22 protein-coding genes and 1 tRNA gene are annotated in these 22,148 nt (G+C 58.6%); 16 read left to right on the top strand and 7 right to left on the bottom strand.

What is annotated here, in order from left to right; genetic code table 11:
* Positions 1–11: 11 nt before the first annotated feature.
* From B5V00_RS00745 to B5V00_RS00685, 13 genes are all read left to right on the top strand, one after another.
* Positions 12–218, top strand: a complete 207-nt coding sequence (locus B5V00_RS00745) for a (2Fe-2S)-binding protein (protein WP_085008497.1) — start codon at positions 12–14, stop codon at positions 216–218.
* On the top strand, positions 215–1,213 hold the full coding sequence (locus tag B5V00_RS00740; protein ID WP_172399559.1) for a serine/threonine protein kinase: 999 nt from the start codon (positions 215–217) through the stop codon (positions 1,211–1,213). Before B5V00_RS00745 ends, B5V00_RS00740 begins: the two co-directional genes overlap by 4 nt.
* Positions 1,214–1,307: 94 nt before the next feature.
* Positions 1,308–2,417, top strand: coding sequence for a TlpA family protein disulfide reductase (locus B5V00_RS00735; protein WP_085008495.1), 1,110 nt, complete (start codon positions 1,308–1,310; stop codon positions 2,415–2,417).
* Complete coding sequence (locus tag B5V00_RS00730; protein WP_085008494.1) at positions 2,414–2,776, top strand: cupin domain-containing protein; 363 nt, start codon at positions 2,414–2,416, stop codon at positions 2,774–2,776. The genes B5V00_RS00735 and B5V00_RS00730 overlap by 4 nt, the downstream gene beginning before the upstream one ends.
* An 8-nt stretch (positions 2,777–2,784) precedes the next feature.
* Positions 2,785–3,204 (top strand): alternative ribosome rescue aminoacyl-tRNA hydrolase ArfB, encoded by a 420-nt coding sequence (gene arfB / locus B5V00_RS00725; RefSeq protein ID WP_085008492.1) that lies wholly within the window; start codon positions 2,785–2,787, stop codon positions 3,202–3,204.
* A gap of 106 nt (positions 3,205–3,310) precedes the next feature.
* Positions 3,311–3,658 (top strand): TraR/DksA family transcriptional regulator, encoded by a 348-nt coding sequence (locus B5V00_RS17355; RefSeq protein ID WP_085008490.1) that lies wholly within the window; start codon positions 3,311–3,313, stop codon positions 3,656–3,658.
* Positions 3,658–4,149, top strand: coding sequence for a cupin domain-containing protein (locus tag B5V00_RS00715; protein ID WP_245803882.1), 492 nt, complete (start codon positions 3,658–3,660; stop codon positions 4,147–4,149). The genes B5V00_RS17355 and B5V00_RS00715 overlap by 1 nt, the downstream gene beginning before the upstream one ends.
* 85 nt (positions 4,150–4,234) lie before the next feature.
* The gene (locus B5V00_RS00710) at positions 4,235–4,687 is read left to right on the top strand and encodes a DUF302 domain-containing protein (protein WP_085008488.1); all 453 of its coding nucleotides are present in this window, start codon (positions 4,235–4,237) and stop codon (positions 4,685–4,687) included.
* Entirely contained in the window at positions 4,668–5,114 is a 447-nt protein-coding gene (locus B5V00_RS00705) for a hypothetical protein (RefSeq protein WP_085008485.1), read from the top strand. Before B5V00_RS00710 ends, B5V00_RS00705 begins: the two co-directional genes overlap by 20 nt.
* Positions 5,115–5,135: 21 nt before the next feature.
* Positions 5,136–5,762, top strand: a complete 627-nt coding sequence (locus tag B5V00_RS00700) for a LysE family translocator (RefSeq protein WP_085008483.1) — start codon at positions 5,136–5,138, stop codon at positions 5,760–5,762.
* 33 nt (positions 5,763–5,795) lie between these two features.
* A complete protein-coding gene (locus B5V00_RS00695; protein WP_085008481.1) occupies positions 5,796–6,551 on the top strand; it encodes a hypothetical protein in 756 nt (251 codons plus the stop codon).
* Complete coding sequence (locus tag B5V00_RS00690; protein WP_085008479.1) at positions 6,544–6,864, top strand: CxxCxxCC domain-containing protein; 321 nt, start codon at positions 6,544–6,546, stop codon at positions 6,862–6,864. The genes B5V00_RS00695 and B5V00_RS00690 overlap by 8 nt, the downstream gene beginning before the upstream one ends.
* Positions 6,865–6,997: 133 nt before the next feature.
* Positions 6,998–8,293, top strand: a complete 1,296-nt coding sequence (locus B5V00_RS00685; protein WP_085008477.1) for an MFS transporter — start codon at positions 6,998–7,000, stop codon at positions 8,291–8,293.
* 14 nt (positions 8,294–8,307) lie between these two features.
* On the opposite strand, the gene B5V00_RS00680 is transcribed toward B5V00_RS00685, so the two are convergent.
* Genes B5V00_RS00680 through B5V00_RS00665 form a run of 4 tightly spaced genes read right to left on the bottom strand, consistent with a single transcriptional unit; the run spans position 8,308 to position 13,905 of the window.
* Complete coding sequence (locus tag B5V00_RS00680) at positions 8,308–8,538, bottom strand: hypothetical protein (RefSeq protein ID WP_085008475.1); 231 nt, start codon at positions 8,536–8,538, stop codon at positions 8,308–8,310.
* A 41-nt stretch (positions 8,539–8,579) separates the two neighbouring features.
* The gene (locus B5V00_RS00675) at positions 8,580–11,693 is read right to left on the bottom strand and encodes a DEAD/DEAH box helicase family protein (RefSeq protein WP_085008473.1); all 3,114 of its coding nucleotides are present in this window, start codon (positions 11,691–11,693) and stop codon (positions 8,580–8,582) included.
* Position 11,694: 1 nt separating this feature from the next.
* A complete protein-coding gene (locus B5V00_RS00670) occupies positions 11,695–12,273 on the bottom strand; it encodes a class I SAM-dependent methyltransferase (RefSeq protein ID WP_085008471.1) in 579 nt (192 codons plus the stop codon).
* Between the two features lie 33 nt (positions 12,274–12,306).
* Entirely contained in the window at positions 12,307–13,905 is a 1,599-nt protein-coding gene (locus B5V00_RS00665) for an NERD domain-containing protein (protein ID WP_085008469.1), read from the bottom strand.
* Between the two features lie 283 nt (positions 13,906–14,188).
* Between B5V00_RS00665 and B5V00_RS00660 the strand changes: the two genes are divergently transcribed.
* The 3 genes from B5V00_RS00660 to B5V00_RS00650 all read left to right on the top strand — a co-directional run bounded on the left by B5V00_RS00660 (position 14,189) and on the right by B5V00_RS00650 (position 17,332).
* A tRNA-Val gene (locus B5V00_RS00660) sits at positions 14,189–14,263 on the top strand.
* Positions 14,264–14,543: 280 nt separating this feature from the next.
* On the top strand, positions 14,544–15,929 hold the full coding sequence (locus B5V00_RS00655; protein ID WP_085008467.1) for an ATP-binding protein: 1,386 nt from the start codon (positions 14,544–14,546) through the stop codon (positions 15,927–15,929).
* Positions 15,930–16,489: 560 nt separating this feature from the next.
* On the top strand, positions 16,490–17,332 hold the full coding sequence (locus tag B5V00_RS00650) for a fibronectin type III domain-containing protein (protein ID WP_085008464.1): 843 nt from the start codon (positions 16,490–16,492) through the stop codon (positions 17,330–17,332).
* Positions 17,333–17,390: 58 nt separating this feature from the next.
* Here the strand turns inward: B5V00_RS00650 and prsR are convergent, their stop codons facing one another.
* Genes prsR through B5V00_RS00635 form a run of 3 tightly spaced genes read right to left on the bottom strand, consistent with a single transcriptional unit; the run spans position 17,391 to position 22,147 of the window.
* Complete coding sequence (prsR, locus tag B5V00_RS00645) at positions 17,391–18,800, bottom strand: PEP-CTERM-box response regulator transcription factor (RefSeq protein ID WP_085008462.1); 1,410 nt, start codon at positions 18,798–18,800, stop codon at positions 17,391–17,393.
* Positions 18,801–18,852: 52 nt separating this feature from the next.
* Entirely contained in the window at positions 18,853–20,994 is a 2,142-nt protein-coding gene (prsK, locus tag B5V00_RS00640; protein ID WP_172399558.1) for an XrtA/PEP-CTERM system histidine kinase PrsK, read from the bottom strand.
* A gap of 22 nt (positions 20,995–21,016) precedes the next feature.
* A complete protein-coding gene (locus B5V00_RS00635; protein WP_085008458.1) occupies positions 21,017–22,147 on the bottom strand; it encodes a glycosyltransferase family 2 protein in 1,131 nt (376 codons plus the stop codon).
* Between the last annotated feature and the right edge of the window lies 1 nt (position 22,148).

The raw sequence follows: 22,148 nt of genomic DNA, 5'->3' as shown, positions 1-22,148 counted from the left end.
GAATCAGAGTCATGGATCAGCAGGACATCATCGAAGGGCTGAAGCCGGTCTGCCTGTGCAGAAACGTCAAGAAGCGGGTTTTCCTGAAACATATCGCCACCGGCATGAGGACGCTCGAAGAGCTGCGCGCCGCCACCGGCGCCGGTTCCGGACCCTGCGGCGGCAAACGCTGCACACCGAAGATCCTTGCCCTGCTTGACGAAACCGGAGGCAAATGACCGTGCCGAAGACCACCGGGCATCCCTTCGACGCCCTCACCCCCGATTTCGTCATGGATGCGGTGGAAAGCCTCGGCTTCACCTGTGACTGCCGGGTGATGGCGCTCAACAGCTACGAGAACCGCGTCTACCAGGTCGGCCTCGAAGACGACGCGCCGCTGATCGTCAAGTTCTACCGCCCGCAGCGCTGGAGCGATGCCCAGATCGGCGAGGAACACGCCTTCTGCTTCGAACTGGCCGAGCATGAACTGCCGGTGGTCGCCCCCTGGCGTGATCCGGCGGGACAAAGCCTGTTCCACTTCGGTCCTTTTTCCTTTGCCCTCTTTCCTCGCCGCGGCGGGCACGCTCCCGAGTTCGACAACCTCGACAACCTGTTCATTCTCGGCCGCCTGCTGGGCCGCATCCACGCCATCGGTGCCGGCCGGGATTTCATCCACCGCCCCGCCATCGACCTCGCGCACTACGGCCGGGAAAGTGTCGAACTGCTGAGTGAACGATTCGTGCCGCCGGAATACCGGGAAAGCTGGCAGGCCCTGACCGGGCAACTGCTGCAGGCACTTGAACAGGCCCTCGAGGAAGGCGGCAGCTGCCGCTGGATCAGGGTCCACGGCGACTGCCACAGCGGCAATATGCTGTGGCGGGACGGCGCGCCCCATTTCGTCGACTTCGATGACGCCCGCAGCGCCCCGGCAGTGCAGGATCTCTGGATGCTGCTCTCCGGCGACCGGACGCGACAACAACAGCAGCTCGGCAAAATCCTTGAAGGCTACCACCAGTTCTGCGACTTCGACCTGCGGGAACTGCGCCTGATCGAGCCGCTGCGCACCCTGCGCATGCTCTACCACAGCGCCTGGCTGGCACGACGCTGGGATGACCCCGCCTTCCCGCGCGCCTTTCCCTGGTTCAACAGTATGCGGTTCTGGGGCGAGCAGATCGTCTCACTGCGCGAACAGCTGGCCGCCCTGCAGGAAGAACCGCTGCAGCTGCTGGTCTGATAAATTCCTGCACCAGTGAACCTTCCCCGTGTCAAAGACAATTATCCAAAAACTGCTATGCTTGGGGACATCTTCATTCCCAGATGGATACGCCATGCTACGTGTCATGCTTGTTGTCTGTTTTCTTCTCGCTGGATTGTCGCCGGCTCGGGCTGTCAGCGACCCGATCTCCTTCGGCGACAGTTTTCCCGAAATCAGCCTGCCGGTCCCCGCCGCGCAGGCCGATCGCGATTACCTCGGCCTGCCGGACGGAGACCATTTCACCCCGAGCCAGGTTCCCGGCGAGCTGCTGGTCATCGAAATGCTCAACACCCACTGTCCCCACTGCCAGATGCAGACCGCCTCCTACAACGAGCTGTTCAAAATGATCGAGGCCGACCCCAAAACCCGGGGACGCATCCACATGCTCGGCTTGGCGGTCGGCAACATCCCGAGTGAAGTGGAAGGATTCCGCCGAGCCTTCAACGTCCCCTTCCCGGTGATTCCCGACCCGAAATTCAATTTCTGGCGGGCCATCGGCGGTGCCGCCACCCCGTTCACCATCTATGTCCGCCAGGATCGTCCGGGTAAACCGGGGGTGGTGGCCGGAACTCACCTCGGGCTGAACACCCATTACGAAAATCTTTTCTACGAGTTCCAGGACCTGGCGGGGACCGACCTCAAAACCCTGCGACATCAGGGCGCCAGGGCGAAGAAGGTCCGCTCCGCCATCGAACCGCTGCTCTCCCCGGAGGACCTCGAATACCGCGTCCGCACCGCCTTCATCGACTTCGGCGGCACCCTGGTCGCCTTTCGCCAACTCGACCTGCGCAGCGGCCGTCGGGTCTACATGGCCCGAATGCGCCGGGACAACCAGGTCCATACCCTGTTCGCCGAGGTCACCAGCCGCCAGTCGATCTGCGATATCTGCCACGATGTTCATTTCATCTATGTCTTTGACAAAAACGCACGGGTGGTCAGCTTCGAACCGCTGCAGCTGACCCGCTGGGGCAACGTCAACTGGAACCGCGAGGAAGTGGAGAAAATGCGCAAGCGACTGATCGGCAGCGTGCTGACCTCGCCGCCGGTCTTCGACCCGCAGGTCGATGCCGTCACCGCCGCCACCATGACCTCGGCGATCATTTTCGACAGCCTCGGACAGGGTCCGGAACTGCTCGACGAGTTGCGGGAAAAAGGTCTCTGGCCGGTAAAGGAGAAGCCATGAACGCGAAAGTCCTGAAATTGGCGGATGTACCCAAAACCGGGATTCCGGCAGGAACGAAAACCAGCATGCAGATGCTGCTCTCCCCGGATGAAACCCCGAACTTCGCCATGCGCTGCTTTACCATCGAGGCAGGCGGTTCAATGCCGAATCACACCAACAGCGTCGAACACGAGAAGTATGTCCTCAGCGGTACAGCCGAAGTCAGCATCGGCGGCGAGCGACTGCAGGTCAACGCCGGTGATGTGGTCTTCATCCCCGCCGGAGTTCCCCACTGGTACCGCACCCTCGGTGATGAACCGTTTCGTTTCCTGTGCCTGGTACCGAACCAGCCCGACACCATCGAACTGGTGACGGATTGACAGCTGCCATGGATTGTCTCGAAATCAAACCCGGCCTGCGCCTGCCGTTGCACGAAATCACCTTCAGCGCCATCACCGCCGGCGGTCCCGGCGGCCAGCACGTCAACCGCAGCCAGACAGCCATCCAGCTCCGCTTCGATATCGCCCGTTCTTCCCTGCCGGAACGGATTCGGCAGCGCCTGCGCGGCCTCGCCTCAGGACAGGTCAGCAACGAGGGGGTATTGATCATCACCTCCCGCAGCCATCGTTCACAGGAGCAGAACCGGCGGGAAGCCCTGGAACGCCTGAGAGAGCTGGTGCTCAAAGCCTCCGAGGTACGCAAGAAACGCCGTCCGACCAAACCGAGCAAGTCAGCACAGAAAAAACGCGTCGACCGCAAGACCCGCCGCGGCCGGACCAAGGCTCTGCGCGGGCGGGTGCGGGAGTAAGGTTCGAGGTTCAAGGTTCAAGGTTCAAGGTTCAAGGTTCGAGATTCGAGGTTCGAGGTTCGAGGCCAAGCGCCCAGCGCCCAGCGCCCAGAAGGGTTTATCATTTATGAGTATTGCCAATATCTGGAAATTCAGGGATGCACTGCTTGCCCGTCGCACTGAGCTGGAAAAACAACTGGCTGACTCCGCCGAATCCGCCGAGGCGGTCGATCTCGACCAGCCGATCGGCCGACTGTCGCGGATGGACGCCATGCAGCAGCAACAGATGACCCTGGCCGGACGCCGCATCGCCGAACAGCGCCTGCGGCAGATCGCCGCCGCCCTTGAGCGCATCGAGGCGGACGCGTACGGCATCTGCGTCGCATGCGAAGAGGAAATCGACCCGGACCGGCTGCGGGCCCGGCCGGAGAGCCCCTTCTGCGTCGACTGCCAGGAACGGCGGGAGCGGCGGTAATGTCAGCTGCTCCTTTCAGACTGTGGCGCCAGGACGACAATGGCGCTCGCTTCCCGGTTGCCGACTTCACCAGCCGCGCCGCGGCGGAGAAAGAACGGGACCGTCTCGCCGCCGGCGGGCATAAGCAGATCTACTGGATCGAGGCCCCACCGGTTAGTCCGACCAGCCTGTGGGACAATATTCCCGAGCAGTTGCCCGAAGAACTCTTCACCACCCTGCTGACGCGGCCCGGTATCCGGCTGGAGCGAATCGTCTCGCGTGGACAGGCCACCCCCACGGGGGAATGGTACGATCAACCGCAGGATGAATGGGTGCTGCTGGTCGCCGGCAGTGCCCGGCTGCGGTTCAGCGATCCGGAACAGTTCATCGACCTGCGGCCCGGCGACCATCTGCTGATCCCCGCCCATCGCCGCCACCGGGTCGAAGCAACCGCGGCCGACGAGGACACGGTCTGGCTGGCCCTTCACCTCGAACCCGGCCCCTCTTCCTGAGATAGGGTATACTTACCCCTGAATCCGCGGGTTCATCAACCGCAGATCACGCAAGAAGTTCCCCTGAAACAGAAGGATGTCCGATATGAAAATCATCCTGTTCATGTCTATCCTGCTGCTGACGACCAGCTCGCTGCTCTATGCCGCGGGCGGCCTGATCACCGTCACCAGCGCTCATTCCGTCAGCCAGACCGCCGACCGGCTGGAAGCGGCCCTGCATGCCAAGGGGATGACAGTCTTCAACCGCATCGATCATGCCGCCGGCGCGGCAAAAGTGGGGCTGCAGCTGCGCCCGACCACGCTGGTGATCTTCGGCAACCCGAAAATCGGCAGCAAGCTGATGCAGTGCGACCAGCAGACCGCCATCGACCTGCCGATGAAGGCCCTGATCTACAAAGATGCCGACGGCAGGGTCCAGCTGAGCTACAATGATCCGGCCTGGCTCGGAAAACGTCACCAACTCGACGCCTGCCAACCGGTTCTGAACAAGATCAGCAAGGCTCTGAGCAATTTCGCTCATGCGGCGACCAAACCATGAGCGCGGCGTCGCGAGGCTGCTGATTCTCCTGGTACTCTGTGCGACCACGGTCCGGGCGGAGGAGATCCCCCTGGGACCGGCCGACCTGCCGCATCTGGTCGGACAGTGGCAGGGGGATCTGACCAGTTGCGACCAGCAGGACTGTGTACGCTGGGAGACCGGGCTCCGTCTGAGCCTGGAACCCGGACCGCCGCCGACCGGCCGCTGGCACAACGAGTCCTACCGCGCTGACTGGCAGAGTGAGGTGAGATTCTCCGGGGGAAAACTGCTGTTGCGCTACCGGGACCTGGAGATTCCCTTCGCCCTGCACCGCGCCGACGACGGCCACCTGCGCCTGGAAGGCAGCTATCGCGGCCGCTGGCTCTGGTTTCCCCGTATCAACCACATCCGGCTCGACAAGCTGCCGGCTGAAACTGGAATGGAATAATCGGACCAAAGGATCTTGTGAATGCTCGACCCGACCCGCCTCTCTCTCTTCTGCGCCGCCTCCATCGCCCTGATCCTGACCCCGGGGCCGGACAACATCTACGTTCTCACCCGCGGCATCGCCCAGGGACGCCTGGCGGCACTGGCCGCGGCAAGCGGTTTCGCCCTCGGCAACCTGGTGCATACCCTGTTCGCCATTCTCGGCCTGTCCGCCCTGCTTGCCTCGTCGGCAACCCTGTTCGGCCTGGTCAAACTGGTCGGCGGCGGTTACCTGATCTGGATCGGCGTTAAAATGCTGCGCAGCGCCGGCACCATCCGCACCGAAAACGCCCTCCCGGCGGTGCGCCCCGGCCTGATCTTCCGCCAGTCGATTGTCGCCAACATCCTCAACCCCAAGGTCGCGGTCTTCTTCATCGCCTTTTTCCCGCAGTTCGTCTCCGCCGACGCCGACGCGATCCCCTTGCAGATGCTGCTGCTCGGATGTATCTTCGTGGTGCTGGTACTGCTGATCTTCGGCCTGATCGGCTTCTTCGCCGGCAGCCTCGGTGCCTGGCTGCAGCGTCGACCACGCACCGGACGCTGGCTGGATCGCGGCGCCGGAACCATCCTTGTCGCCCTCGGCATCCGTCTCGCCTGGCCGGGACGCTGAGTTGGACATTTCTGGCCAAAGGAGGATGACGTCATGCTGTTCCGCTGTCTCACCACCCTGCTGGTTGTGCTGACCCTGAGTGCCTGTCATCCGCGTCCGCCGCGACACCATGGACCCCCGGTCGCTGACGACGAGGCGGGCGGGCAGCAGACCATGGAGAGCATGCAGCGTCTCAAGCAGCAGCTGCAGGAACTGCAGGAAGAACTGGCGCGGGTCCGCAGCGAACAGGCCGCCGCAGCCGTCGACACCGCCGCCCGGCACCCGGTCTGGGCACCGCTGACCACGAGCGAGATGCCGGCTTCCGGTTTCGCCCGCTACGCCTGGCTGCTGCTGAGCGATCAGACCCCGCCGGAGAGCGCCATCGCCCTGCTGACCCTGTTCGAAACCCTGTCCGGACCGATGAATGCCGCTCCGGACAGTCGCACCCTGTTCCTGGTTCCGCTGCGGAATGCCGAACGTGACCTGACCCTGGACAATTATGATACCGCGGCCGCCGCGACGCTCCGGCAACCACGGCTTCATGCCGACGGCACCGGGCCATGGCTGCTGCTGAGCGCGACCCGGGACGCCGCCTCCCCGGTGACATTGACCATCGACCTGGCGGACCTCTCCGCGCCGCGCGTCAAGCAGATCCTGCAACAGCTGCTGCGGCCGCTTGCCGAGTCCCCGGACAACCCCACCGCGCTGCTGCGCCGGACCTGCTGGCAACTGGCGGATCTTGAACCGGAGCGCCCGACACGCATCGTGGTCGACCACAACCGGCTGGCGCTGTCCTTTGTCAATGAGTGACTGGGAGAAAATCTGCAAACAGTGCGGCCGCTGCTGTTTTGAAAAACGGATCGAGGCGGACGGCACCATCGTCGAAACCGAAACCGCCTGCCGCTACCTGGATGTCGTCACCCGCCGCTGCAAGGTCTATCACAAGCGCTTCGAGGTCGGCGAAGACTGTGTGCAGTTGACCCCCGAGGTGGTCGCCACGGTGCAATGGCTGCCACGAAGCTGCGGCTATGTCGAAGCTATCGGTGAAATGCAGAAACCGGGTGTCAAAATTACGCCGCATGCGTGTCATCAGGCCGTCAAAATAAACCGGAGAAAAGGATGAAGACGACTGTCGCCACGGGATTCCAAAGACTTGGAAAAATTGGCACCCATCATGCAATTCTCACTCAGCAACAACACGACATTGACCCCGGCGCTTTCTCCTCCTTTGGGCCCGGGGTCTTTTTTTGCCTGAAATGAACGGCCCGGCAGCCAAAACCCGGCTCTGGCGCGCCTGGTGCCTCTACGACTGGGGCAACTCCGCCTTTGCCACCGTCATCCTGACGGCGGTCTTTCCGGTCTATTTCGTCAGCCTGATTCCCCCCGGCGGCGTCCACATTCCCGGGCTGACATCGCCCCTGGCGGCCAGTGCTCTCTGGGGCTACCTGGTGTCCGGGTCGCTGCTGCTGGTCGCCCTCTGCGCTCCGCAGCTCGGCCACTGGGCCGACCGCCGCGGCTATCACCTCGCTCTGCTGCGGCTCTGTGCCCTGGGCGGCGCCGCGGCCTGCCTGCTGCTGGCCCTGCCGGCCGCCTCCGCCTGGCTGCCGGCGGCGCTCTTTTTCGCCCTCGCCAACCTCGCCTTCGCCGGCGGCAATATCTTCTACAACGCCTACCTGCCGATCCTCGCCGCGCCGGACGAGATGGACCGCCTGTCGTCGCGCGGTTACGCCCTCGGCTACCTCGGCGGCGGACTCGCCCTGCTGCTGGTGTTCGGCCTGATCCAGGGTTCGCAGCTGCTCGGCCTGCCCGACAAAGCGGCCGCCGGTCGTCTCGGCTTCGCCCTCACCGGCCTCTGGTGGGCCGGTTTCGCCCTGCCCGCGCTGCTGCACCTGCCCGCCACCCCGGCGCGTCCCGCAGAGGGGCGCGGCAGCTACCTGGCCACCTTCCGCGAACTGCGCCGCCACAGCGACCTGTTCCGCTTCCTGCTCGCCTTTCTCTGCTACAACGACGGCGTGCAGACCGTGATCGTCGTCTCGGCGGTCTTCGCCCGCCAGGAACTCGGCCTGTCGCAGGGAAGCATCCTCGGCTGTTTTTTGATGATCCAGTTTCTCGCCCTGCCCGGCACCCTGCTCTGCGGCCGACTGGCGGAGAGGTTCGGCACCCGCCGGACTCTGTTGTTCGCTATCGGGGCGTTTCTCGGGGTGGTCTGCTGGGCTTATTTCATGACCCGCGGCTGGGAGTTCTGGGCACTCGGCGTCATCGTCGCCGCCATCCTCGGCGGCATCCAGGCCCTCAGCCGGTCACTGTTCGGCAGTCTGGTCCCGGCGGGAAAGAATGCCGAGTTCTTCGGTTTTTTCGCCATCAGCAACAAGTTCGCGGCGATCCTCGGTCCCTTCCTGTTCGCCCTGATCAACCAGCTCACCGGCTCGACCCGCAACGCCATCATCGCCCTGTCAGTACTGTTCATTCTCGGTGGCTGGCTGCTGTCGCGGGTGGATATCGAGCGGGGGAGGAAGTTGGCGCGGGAGGAAGGATCTGATCAGGCGGGGTGAACAGGTTTCAGTCCTCAGTCTTTGCCGGTACGCATCCGCCACACCGCCACTCCCTTGAGCAACAGTAAAACCAGCGGAGCCCCGTGAAGCCCCAGGTCAAAAATATCGGCCGGCCGGCTCAGGTGCCCGGCAAACAGCATCCGCAGTTTCTCGACCAGGTGCGGTTCGGGGGAAAACGGCGCCAGACCGATCAGGATCGTGGCGATGAGCAGAAGGGGGAGAGGGATGTTGAGGAGGAATTTCATGATTGGTCAACCTTGAAAAACGACATGTTGTTGGGGGCCGTTTACCCTAGGACTTCTACAAAAAAAGCTACTATAGCAAAAGCATCGGCCTCATCTTCAGGTATAACAATATCTTTATATGCAGGATTAGCAGGCTTTAAAACAATATGTTCATGTGTCCATCCCATGCCGGGATCGACTCGCTTTTGACTATGATACCGCTTTATCGTAAATGTTGCCCCGGTCTCAGGATCCCGCAGGCTGTCGTGTCGGGCCAGAACGATTTTCCCTTGTCGTGTGCCGCCTGTCCGAGTGGTAAAAAGGCAATAACTACCATCCCCAATGTCCGGCTCCATCGAATTACCCTGGATCCTGGCGACAAACATCGAATCGTCAAAAGACTTCCGTCCTGAAATCCCGTCCATTTTTACCCAGCTTTCAGGCTCCGCGGGAAGCGCAGAATCCATAAAGGAACCGGCAGCTATTTCAAGCGGGTAAAACGGCACAACGCTTCGGAATTTTTCCTCTTCGGCAGGTGCATCCTGAAAAACAATTTTCTCATCTGCAGGTATCTGGTCATCTTCTGGAAGCAGGAATGCGTAATCCTCTTCATCAAGACTAATGTCCAGTTTGCGATAATACTCGCTGAGATCCTTCTCCATCTGCTGGACGATGGTTCTGTAGTCGGACTCTTCGAGCTGCCTGCTCAGCACCGAATCCAGACCGATATAGTTCAGGTCCTTGCAATGGTGGAAAAAGCGCTTGCGTTCAAATTTCTCAAAAGGATTAGCAAGCAGGCTCCTTTGCAGCCCCGCCTGGTCCCGAACATAATCCTCCCGGTTATAAGGGCAGCTTGGTCGTTCACAGCGGCCATGTTTATCGAGTATATGCAAATAGAATCGCTGATAAAGGTCGAGGAGTTCGGGCAATGACGCTTCGTGGCGAACATTTCTGACCTTCAGGAAGGCAAGCAGAAAAATGATTTTGTAGGAGAACGTGTAATCGCGGTTTTCAAGAAACTCCAGAAAGTCCTTCTTCCTGGTGGATTCCGTATGCTCCGAAAGTCCCAGACGCTGACGTACCTCAGCAACTTTTTCCGGGTTGAAAAAATAGAGCGTCGAACGGCCGAACCGGTGTGAGTAATCCGCCTGTATCCTGCCCTTACGCAACCAGTTTTTTACTGTGCCGGTTGAGACAAAAAGTTCACGGGCAAGCTGTTCTTCGTTGAGGAAATCTCCGTACATGCTCTCAAAAGAAAAGATATCCACCGGCTCGACCCGCCGAACACCTTCATAAAGACCGTCAAGAACAACAAGTTCTCCATTTCCAGGAGCATGGTCTGGCTCTATGACATTCGCGAAGGGGCAATAACGATTTATTCCAAACAGAGCATGCAAAGATATCGGGGCAAGTTTGGCACCATAACTATCTACGACATCGAGCACATAAAGGGCTTCCTTCCCAGGATGATGACGCAAACCTCTGCCCAACTGCTGGGTATACAGAACTCTGGAAAAGGTTGGCCTCGCCATGACCAGAATGCTGGTCTGAGGAGCGTCCCATCCTTCAGTCAGAAGATCACAGGCACACAGAAAACGGATATCACCGTTCATGTATGACTGCAGTCCCAGATCGGCTCTTTTCCGGTCACGGCCGTCCACCGCAATGGACGATATTCCGTGCTGGTTCAAACAACGGGCCATCCTTTTCGCATGTTGAATGTCCACACAGAAAACCACCCCTTGCTTGTCGGAAAAGGGGCCGGAAAAATATTTTTTCAGGATTTCAGCTATCAGCAGATCCCGAGACGGAACTTGAAGGGTACGTTGAAGATCGGTTTTGACATATTCGCGCCCATTAAAACGCACCGCTGACAGATCGACATTCGAACGAATCCGATAACAGCGGACAGGTGGCACCAGCCCTTTCTCGACAGCTTCCCGCAGTGTCAAAGACGATTCATATTCTCCAAAAACCTCTTCGAGTCGACGCTGATCAAACCGTTCCGGCGTAGCGGTCACGCCAATCAGATGGCGGGGATTGAAATGTTCCAGAACGCTACGTAGACCGACAGCAACAGAATGATGAGCCTCGTCAACGACAATATAGTCAAAAGCATCACGGGGAAGTTTGAAATAGTGTCGATGCAGAAAAGCGTAGGTCTGAACAATGATTTCCTGCGCACCGAAACAGTCGTCACCGATAACATTCCGATATGCGGAAAGTCGTAACTTCAGCCGGGCTATTGTCTGGGAGCGGAGTTTTCTGCTGGGGACAAGAATAAGCACCTTTAGCGCCCTGTCCCTGTTCTTCAGCCTTTCAATATCCTTGATGAATATTTCTGTTTTGCCGGTGCCTGTGGGCAATACAATGAGAAAATTATGACGCCCGGAAGCTCTTTCACTGGCTAGCTGTTCCAGCACATCCAGCTGGTGGTCATGCAGATCGATAGTTGCCAGTTGCCGGTCAACCTTCAGGTGGGCCTTTTCAACAAATTCCTGCGGTGCCCCCAGGAAGAGCCTCAGCTCCTGAATGAATTTTTCCCGGTCCCGCATGCCACGCTCAGACCAGCGGAAAACCTTGAACCCGTCAGAGACCAGGGAATTCTGTTTGAACAACTGGGAACAGTATTTTTTTGCACCTATGACTGTCGGATGATGGAATGATTCGCCATTGAGCTCGATCGCAATCTTCTGCCTGGTGGTGAACAGGGCATAGTCGACAAACCTGGTCTTGCCGGCGCAATCGACATAGGGGAACTCCCGGAACAGAACACCTCGGTTGGATTCACCGAACGCCTCGATAAAGCAATCTTCAAAAAGGGCTTCAGGACGGGTCGGATCCACATCCTGTTCAGACCGGTTGCGACCGAATCGGTTGATCTTTTCAGGATCATCCGCTCCGTTCAGAAAAAAATCGATTTCAGCCTTCAACAACTGAACAGGCTGCCCTTCCTCATAGAAAAATCGGAAAACCCGCTCGTACTCAAAGAATAGGGAATTCTGGACCGACGTATAGTCAACGTAACGATAGTCTTCAAGGTCGCAGATGCCTACATCTACGACAATGCAGGTGTCGTCCCGATTTTCATATACAAACCCGGACTCTATTGTCTTGAGAATGGTAAAACCGAAGGATTCGAGGACATCGTGAAGGGAATGGGATAGGGCGAACATTTCATTCCGGCCCCAGTCGCAACAGATAACTCAACCAGACATCAGTCTCAGTAAGCTTCGACATCTGACGGGAAAAAGACAAGATCTGCAAACCCGTTGAAGAAAAAACTGTTTCAAGCTCCTGGGGCTGCCAAAGCGTAAAAGAACGGCCATCCTTGCCAGGGCGAACTCCCTCCCCTTCCTTCAATGTCATATACAAAAGCCCTGTGCCTGACAGTGCCTGAACAACCCGATTGAGTACCACCGGAAGCATCGTTCGATCCAGATGAACCAGCGCCCCAACCAAAATCAAGGCATCGAATTCCAGAGAGGAAAAATCGAATGTCAGGAAGTCACCCTCTATGACCGGACAACCAGCATGTTCCCTGGCCAGCGCTGCAAGCTTCGGGGACCGTTCAAAACCGACAACGTCAAAACCCCGTTGTTTAAGCCAGCGAAGATCTCTTCCTGAGCCACACCCGATATCGAGAACAGATCCCTGGCCAAGCGTTTCTGTAAAAGGAGTCAGAAAAGAGGAGGGATCAATACGCGCCGTTGCTTCAAAATATTCCCGCGCATTAATTTCGTAAAAGTCCGGCATGAATTCACTTCCTGTTTCGCGCAACCGGGAAGATCAGAGATCTATCTCACTTCCCACAACCCGCACCACATCCGTCGCCCGCGTCAACGCAATATGCAACCGCACATCCGCCCGATCCTTAACCAACCTCAGGTCAGTGACGATGATCGCCGGCCGTTCCAGTCCCTTGAATCGGAGAAAGGTGTCGGCCACAACATTCTGAGCCATGTCCGGGTCATCGGCGCGGACGACCGGGACACTGCCGATCCGGTCAAGCCTGGCGATGCCGTCCGCGGCGGTCTGGCCGCGCAGCGACAGAACCGCAATATCCTCCGGGGCGAAGCCTTCGGAACGCAGTCGGGCGATCTCATTTTCGATGCGTCCCAAAACCGCTGTTTCGCTCGGCGCGTTGACAACCCCGAGAACCCCCTCGTCGAATCCCTCGCGCAGCAACGCCTCGTCACAGGACCGACCGTGGAGCTTACGGGAATATTCCATGACCGCGGGAGGACAGCGGTAACAGCGGGTCAGACTGAAACGCCCACCCTGCCCGGTCCATTCAGGAAGACTCCGCTCCTGCCAGAAAGACTGGGCCGGATCATGAAACATCCAGCAGATGCGATCGGCAGCCAGCACGCCGACCAGTTCCCAGTCGTTTTCGGTCAGATCCTGTGCTTCATCCAGAATCACCACCTCGGGAGCCCGGTCCGGTTCGGGAAGAGCGTCGGCAGCCGCCTGCAGCGCCACATCGAACCAGAACTCCGGCGTCGCTTCAGGCTCGTCAATCAAACCGGCCTGTTGCAACAGATGCACCGCGTATCGCGGGACGGTAAAAACCTCGACCCCGCTCTCGGCAAAAGTCGGACGCAACCATTCGGCCAACGCGTCGGTGAAGCAGAGATACAAGACCCGACGGCCTTGTCGAGCCATGTTCAGAGCGGCCTCGCGGGCTATCAGGGTTTTTCCCGATCCGGCAACGCCCTCCACCAGCAACCGGCGGTTGCCGAGCAGACCGTCGATCAGCCGTAGCTGTTCGGCATCGAGTTTGAGCCGCTGTTCGGCGTCAATCATCGCCTTGTGGCCCAACTTGAGTTTGGGAACCCAGCTCTCGCCCCAGAAGCGGTGCAGCAGACCGACCCAGTTGTTCTCGGGGAGGAGAAAATCCGCGGGGAACGCTTTGTCGAGTTTGGCCTGAATTGAGTCAACCAGCCAGGGAAGGTCCTGCTCACCAAGAACAAGAGCGCCGAGATCATCCTGACCGGGAGGATTGGAGAACGCAGTGTCGGGAAAGATCGTCAGCACCGCATACGGAACCGACTGTGAACCTGCCTCTTTCAAACGGGCGGACAGCTTTTTGGCAAAACCGAGCGCCTGCTCCCTCGGCCCGCGGCTCAAAGGATGACCGTTCTGGTACCAGCGGCCATCGCGCTGCTCAATGTGGCCACCCTTGACCTCCAGCACCAGAAAGCCCCGCTGCGGGATGGCCAGGACAAAATCGCCCTCACCTTCAAGACCGTCAGCGGTACGAATACGCAATGAATGCCAGGCCGTCCAGTTCTGTGGAAGCTGTTTCTGCAGGGCCGCGAAAACTTTCTGTTCGGCATGCGAATCAGTCGGTCGCGGCTGTTGTCTCGGCCAGAGTCCCCTCTTCACTCCCCCATCCCAACAACAAAAGGCCGCCGAAAACCCGCTGCTGAAGCGGATAGATGGCGGCCCGGAACGTACAGATTGATAACCAAATCAGTCCCCTCTACAATCCTGCAAACACTCAAAATCAATTAGCAATTTACGTTTTTAAAATTCAAAAGTCAATGTCAGTGAAAACATTGGCGGGAGCGGGCTCGACATCCTTCCTGCCCCACCGGCGAATTTCATGAAACCTGTTGACACCCGCTCATGCTCTTGCTATAAATTTCGGCCTCAGCACAATACAAACGGGCGTTTAGCTCAGCGGGAGAGCATTGCCTTCACACGGCAAGGGTCACTGGTTCAATCCCAGTAACGCCCACCATAAATATCAAGGGGTTAGCGAACAATCGCTAACCCCTTGTTGCGTTTTGTGCCCACCCCGTGCCCATTCTGTGCCCAGCCGAAAATTTGCCCCCTGCCCGTGCTGTGACAGCGGATGTCCGTTGCTGAATTTCTTCCGCGAGCATAAAGCCCCCTGTATGGTTTGCTCCTGAGAAAGGCAAAAACTTCTCCACACCACCAAAACACCCCATTGAAACAATAATTGAATTATGATAATGTGGCAGTGTTTCGGGATCATCATTTCCCAGGAGGGCTGTCCCATGCAACGCCAACAGCTGAATATTCTCAACAACTGGCTGCAGGATCCAAACCGCAAACCACTGATCATTCGTGGGGCCCGACAGGTGGGCAAATCAACATTGGTCGAACTGTTTGCCCGACAGAACCGGCTGCCGTTGCGCAGCGTCAACCTGGAACGTCACCCGGAACTGGCCGGGGTTTTTTCCGGCAAAAATCCTGAACAGATTATTCAGCAGATTGAGTTTCTGCCGCGGCAGGGAAGCATCAGCAACGAAACGCTGCTGTTTCTGGACGAAATACAGGCCGTTCCCGAAGCGATTGCGGCCTTGCGTTATTTTTACGAGGACAAGCCAGAGCTGCCGGTCATCAGCGCGGGGTCTCTGCTGGAATTTGCCCTTGCGGACCATTCTTTTTCCATGCCTGTCGGCAGAATTCAGTATCTGCACATGGGGCCGATGACATTCAGTGAGTTTTTACAGGCCATGGGCGAAGAGCGGCTCTATGAGCTGATCAGCCATTATGAACTGGGACGGGAAATCGGCGAGATCCCCCATCAGCGCCTGCTCGAATTGCTCAGGTCCTATTATTTCATCGGCGGAATGCCGGAAGCCGTTGCCGTTTTCACAGAGACGCACAGCTATAAAACCGTCAGCAAAGTCCATTGCTCCATTATCGATACCTACCGCGACGACTTCCCCAAATATGCCGGTTCACGCAACCTGAATCGAATGCTTAACGTCTTCAATTTTGCAGCCCGAAATGTAGGCATCAAGATCAAATACAGCAACATTTCACGCCATGACCAGAGTGTCACCATAAAGAAAGATATCGAACTACTGGCCATGGCCAGGGTGATCGGCAAGGTGGTCCACAGCCACTGTTCGGGCCTGCCGCTGCAGGCCGACCTTGAAGAAAAGGTTTACAAACTCATCTTTCTCGATATCGGCCTGATGAACGCGATCTGTGGCCTCGACTGGCGAGAGCTGTCGCAGATGGATGACGTGAAGCTGATCAACCAGGGAGCGATTGCCGAACAGTTTGTCGGCCAGCACCTGCAGGCTCTGCTTGCCGACAAGCCAAACCGGGAATTGAACTACTGGCTGCGCGAGGGTAAATCGGCCAACGCGGAACTGGACTTTGTCGTTGCCCTGGGCGGAAAGATTGTCCCCATCGAGGTAAAATCCGGCGCAACGGGATCTTTAAAATCCCTGCACCAGTTTATGGGCAGCAAGCAGACACCGCTTGCAATCCGGTTCGACACCCAACGGCCCAGTGTTCAGCAGATAGAAACAATCATCACCATAAATAAAGAGCGTAAGCCGGTAAAATATCCTCTCATTTCTCTGCCCCTCTACCTGGTGGAACGACTGGATGAGATTGTGAAAAGCTATGAAAACCATCGTTAGGATTGATGCAAAGAATAGCTTTGAAGTTAAATTTTCATTCAACGTTTAAACAACGTCCCCTCCCTCAAGGCGTTTATCCGCGTCAAAGATGCCCGTACAGTCCGGTGCCAGAACCATCCCAAACCTGTTCTTCAACGCCTGGTACTTGCTCCCATGGGGACCGGACTCCAGTCCGTGAAGAAAAAGAAGCTTCATTGAAAATCTCTCCAAACTGTCCATATGCACACAGAATTTTCAGGGTGATGCGTATTGCGCCGATCCCGGGACATGGTTTACAACCATCGCAGTTCGATCTGAATCACGTTCGGATCATTGATATGCAGTCACCTTCCCGATCCACCTCCTGTGACGCAAAATAGCAGAGCCCGGTGCCAATTTTATGATGAATGTGCCTGCCTGCTGACTACGTGAGATGTTCCGCGCAGTCCATGGGCAGATTTTACATCAATGATTCAAGACAGTTGTGCGAATAATCGGCCTTTTGGCATAGATATCGCTGAAATGAACATCCTGATTGCCACGCAGACCCCGTGGATCATCGGTCTGGAAAGACAAAACATATGACGAGATCAATCATTACTGCGCTTTTGCTCCTGATGATTGGCATCCCCACCCTTTCTTCCGCCAAAAACATCACCCTTACCTGGGATCCGAGCCAGGACCCGGACGTTGCCGGCTACAAGATTTATTACAAGGCCGGCGACCAGAGCCTGCCGTTCAACGGTACGGGACTGCCGCAGGGTGCCTCACCGATCGTCGTTGCCGACCCGTCCCGGAACTCCATCGACCTCACCCTGCCGGATGACGGCCAGGTCTATTTCTTCGCCGCCACCGCCTACAACAGTCTGAACGTGGAAAGCGGCTATTCCGAAACCGTCGCCAGCGCCTGGATTCCGCTGCTGATTTCGCCGGCGGATGCCGGCGCCGTAGCCGCCTCGGTCAACCTGGTCTGGAGCCGCGCCCCGGCGAGCTACAACGTCACCTATACCCTCTATTACGGCACCGACCCGAAGCTGAATCCAGCGACCGCGGGACTGATGGCCCCTCCCTCCAGCAGCACTCCCCCGCTGTCGCCCGCCATCGCCCTGCTGGCCCTGCTCGCCCTTGCCGGCTTCGCTATAAGCCGGATGAAGGGAATAACGGGCTATCCGCTGCGTGCCGGGCTGGCGGCAACCGCCTGCCTGCTGGTATTCGGCTGCGGCAGCGACGGCAGCGTAACGGGCAATTCCACGGGCGGCGCCGCTCCCTCCCCCCTGTACACCGAAGTGGTGCCGGATCTGACCGACACCCAGCTGCTGCTCTATGACCTGGAACCTGGGCAGGACTACTACTGGAAAGTCGTGGCGGTGGATGACCAGGGGAACAGTTATCCGAGTGCGACGCACTCCTTCAAGGCGCAATAACTGATATTTTTACTCAGCCCTGAAACAGCACATCCCCACGTCGTTGATAAAAAACCATTCAGGACTGGCTCAGGTGGGGCAGACCGTGTTTTTTTATCAGGTCGTAGAGGGTCGGTCGGCTCACTCCCAGCATTTCGGCGCTGCGCGCCAGGTTGCCCTGCTCGCGCTCGATCACCCGCAGCAGAAGATCCCGCTCGACCAGGCTGCGCGCTTCCCGGAGCGTCAACCCGTCCAGGTCCATCTCGCCGGGCACCGCGGTTGTACCCTCCCTGGTGCTTTCCTCATCCTCCCGCGGGGCACTGAAACCGAGGGCATCGGGCGAGATCACCGACCGATCGCTCATCACCACCGACCGCTTGACCTTGTTTTCCAGTTCCCGAACATTTCCCGGCCAGTCATGCTCATAGAGGCTGCGCACCGCGGCGGTACTGAAGGAACGGATGCGTTTATTGAACTCCGTGGCGTAACGGGATAAAAAGAGGTTGGCCAGCAGCAGGATGTCATCCCCCCGCTCACGCAGCGGCGGCAATTCGATGCTGACAACGCTGATCCGGTAGAAAAGGTCTTCACGGAAGCTCTGATTTTCAATGGCCTGGTGAATGTCGACATTGGTCGCGGCGATAATCCGCGCGTCCACCGGAATGTCGGCCCGGCCGCCGACCCGCTGGATAATCTTGTCCTGCAGAAAACGCAGCAGCTTCACCTGCAGGGCGGGCGACATTTCTCCGATTTCATCCAGGAACAGGGTTCCCCCCTCGGCGGATTCAATCTTGCCGAGAACCTTTTTAATGGCGCCGGTGAACGCCCCTTTTTCATGGCCGAACAATTCGGCCTCAAGCAGTGTTTCCGGAATCGCCCCGCAGTTCAGCGCGATAAACGGCTTGTCGCGGCGCAACCCCTGGCAGTGAATGGAACGTGCCACCATCTCTTTGCCGGAACCACTCTCGCCCAGCACCAGTACCGGGACATCGGTGGTCGCGACCTTGCGTACCGTTTTATAGACCTCCAGCATCTGCGGACATTGTCCCAACAGACCCGAATCCCGCCCGCAGGTCTGCTGTTCCTGCTGCAGGCGGTCATTCTCTTCTTCCAGGCGGGCCAGGTAGAAAACCCGCTGCAGGATGATCCTGATTTCGGTCAGATCGATCGGCTTGGCATAGAAATCGTGCGCTCCCAGGGAAACCGCCTGCAGCGCGTGGTCTTTCTCATCGCGCCCGGTCACGACGATCACCTTGCAGAACGGATCGCGATCAAGAATCTCTTCCAGGGTCTGCATCCCTTCGGAAACACCTTCGGCCGCCGGAGGAAGGCCGAGATCCAGCAGTACAACAGCCGGCTGATAGCGCTGAAAATGGGCCAGCGCGCTCTTCCGGTCTTCGGCGAACAGCAGGCTGTAATCACCGGAAAGCCCCCACTTCAACTGCTTGCGGATCTCGGGATTGTCATCGACGATAAGCAGCCTGTTCATCTTCTTCCCCCTGTCATCAACCGCACAGCCATCTGTTCGTCTCCATCCGGGTTCAGTCCTTTTTCAGCAACGGCGCGGCATTGAGAACATCAGCAGCCGCGTAGGGATCTTCCGCAAGCGGTGACCGCTCCACCTGTTCAGCGGGAGAGGTCACGGCAGGCAGCAGAATTCTGAATTCGGTCCCCTCGCCGACCCGGCTCTCGACCTCGATACGCCCTCCGTGAGCCTCGACAATCTGTCGGCATTGAAACAGGCCGATTCCGAAACCGCTGTCTTTGGTTGTTTCAAAAGGCCGGAACAGCCGGTCCCGCATGAAAGCCTCGGACATGCCGCAACCACGGTCACGGACCAGGATGCAGGGTCGGGGTTCATTGCAGACCCGCAGTTCGATCCCCTCTTCCCCGGTCGATGCCTCAACGGCATTGAGCAGCAGGTTGAGCAGCACCTTGCGTATTTCCGCCCGGTCCACCCGCACCGGCGTCGACTCACCGGAAAACCTTATCCCGCCGGCGGCGAATTCAGCGATCACTTCGCCGGCGAGGGTTCGCAGATCGGTCAGGCAGAGATTCAGGGGCTGCCCGGCACCAAATTTCTGCAGCCGGCCGATCAGCCCCTTCATGCGGTCCACGGTGCCATCCAGGGTGTCGATCATATCCCGTTGAAACTCGGGATCGTGCAGGTGGTCCTTGGAATTCTCAACAACCAGGCCGAGATTGGTGACGAGATTTTTCAGGTCGTGCATGATGAACGCCGAGACTTTCCCAATCGCCGCCAGTTCCCTGTTGATGGAAAGCTGCTCACCGAGTCGATAATTCTGCAGCATGGCCATGGTCTGCACGGCCAGGGTCTTCATCAGATCGAAATCTTCGTAATTCAGATGTTCATCGCGGTCAACCCGTTCACCGAGCAGGATGATTCCTTCGATCGATTCTTCAACGAACAACGGCACGGCAAAACTGTAGCGATAGGGACGGAACAGGTCATGATGAACCTGCAGAATATCCTCCTGACCGTCTTCACGATTGAAGACCCAGCCTTTTTCACGGAACAGGTGGACGAGAGGACTGTCGACGTCAATCGTTTCGGTCGGCAGGGAATGATCGACGACCACGTAGGGCTGATAGAGATTACGGTCGTTCGACAGCAGGTAAATGGCTCCTCCGTGGAGGGAAAAGGTTTCAACATAGAAATCCAGCGCCGACCGGGCCACGCTCTCCAGCGAACTGGTCGACGCGAGACGGCGGGTGAAATCGAGCCAGTGATTACGGTAGTCATACTTTTCCTTGAAAAAATTCTTGTTGATGAAAACCTGCAGGCGGCGCCGATGGGTGCCGGACAGGACCAGCATCAGCACCGCCACCCCGCCGAACAATCCGAGCAGACCGACAAAGTAGCGTTGTGAATGATTACCGAAATAGCGCATTCCCTCGCCCGCCAGGCCCAGCGAAAAGAGATACAGGCCGACGATCAGAATGACGATGGAGCGGTAGGTCATCCGGCGGGAGATCCGGATTTTCGGAGGATCTCCCCGCCGCAGACGTGAATAGACGACCATGCCGCAGCCGAGGACCAGGGCCGCCGAGCGGACCGGGAGCAGGTTGTAGTCAAGGGAACGGTACAGCAGCGCCTGGCTGTAGAAGAAGAACTGCGAGGCGACAATGGTGCCGATGCCGACGGTTTCGAGCTTGACCCGCCAGCGGTTGAGTCCCTGGTGAGAGACAAGACCGCGCTCCAGCAGAACCAGGGCGCTGACCAGGAAAAATCCCAGTCCGAGATAGAACAGGTAACTGGCCCGACTCAGAAACACGATCCTTTCCTGGTCGAAATCGGGGCTGAACATGGTCAGATGTCCGGAACCGAACAGCGCCACGGGAAGCAGCAGGAAGGAGGCTCCCAGCAGTATCCGCCGGAGGTAACGCACGCGGGCATTCGCCGGTGGGCCGCACATGGCATGACCGACCAGCAGCCAGGCCGGGGCGAGCAGGCTCTCGCAGACAAAGGACGCCGGCCACCAGAGAGAGAGGGAATCCGGAATCCGCAGACTGAGCAGGTCAAACAGTTCAAGGGCCCCCGACAGCAGCAGCGGAGCGGCGAGCAGCAGCCGGTCGGAAGACGTACGCCATCCCGAAGCCAGGTAGAGAGCCCCCAGCCCGGCCATGGAGATCGCGGCCGCTGAACATATCAGGATGAACATAAATGCTCCCTTGAACCGATGGTCACCGTTGTGACGGGGTCCACATGACCTGTCGCCGACCACCGAGGTACCGCCACCAGGCCAGCAGGATGGCGGCATTGACAACCACGAAATAAACGGGAATCTTCAATGGCGTCCAGACCGGCAGGGCCCGGCGCCACCAGCTCCATCCGACAGCCAGGTAGCAACCGAAGTGGACGCAGAACAGCAGGCTGTAAAAGACCGACCCCGAGGCCAGCCAGAGGTTTGAAATCAGGGCCGTCGCCATGAACAGCGGAACCAGCCAGCGCAGCAGCTTGTGGCAAAAATACTGGTAGGAGAAAAAACCGTAGCGCCGGGGGTTGAGAAATTCAAGGTTGCGAAAAAAGACCGTCAGCCCCCGCAGCACCGTGCGCACCTTGCGGTCGAATTCCCGGCGCTGGTCAGCGACATCAAGGTAATAGCCGACCACCTGCGGGTCACTCACCCCCCTGAGTCCCAGGCGCATGCTGTTCAGCAGGGTGCGGAAATCGCTCTGCATGTCGGCGGAAAAATCGCTGCAGACCTCCCGCCTGGCGGCGAAGAAGGACCCGCTCAGACCGACCAGGGAATGCACCGAAGATTCCAGCGAACGCAGCCACATCTCGTAGCGGACATAGGCTCCCTCACCGCCGGGACGCCCTTCCTTGTCCAGCACCCGGTCAACGCTGCTGACGCAGCCGACGGCGGGGTCGGCGAAGTTGGCGACCATCTTCCGCAATCCCTCCGGATCAAGCATGGTCGCGACATCGGAAAAGACCAGCACATCCCCCCGCGCCTGCTCAACGGCCTCTTTCTGGGCATTCTCCTTGCCGCCGCGGGTTCTGACCGGAAGCAGTTCAATCCCCCGATCACGGTAGCTTTCGACAATGCTGTTGGTCGCGTCGGTCGAGCCGTCGGAGGCGACCAGGACCTGCAGTTTTTCTCGCGGGTAGTCAAGAGCGAGGGTATTCTCCAGCTTGGGACGAATGCGCGCCTCCTCGTTGAAGACAGTGATGATCAGGGTGACGGAAGGCGCGATCGCCCGCCGCGCCACCGGTCGGGAACGGAACCGTGACAACAGCAGAAGCGACAACGGATAGCCGAAGTAGGCAAAGGCAATCATGAAAATGGAACCGTAAAACAGGATCAGCATC

The sequence above is a fragment of the Geothermobacter hydrogeniphilus genome, from assembly GCF_002093115.1.
GTDB classification, from domain to species: Bacteria; Desulfobacterota; Desulfuromonadia; order Desulfuromonadales; family Geothermobacteraceae; genus Geothermobacter_A; species Geothermobacter_A hydrogeniphilus.
Note: the sequence above shows the minus strand (reverse complement) of the source record. Positions and strands in the feature narration are given on the sequence as shown.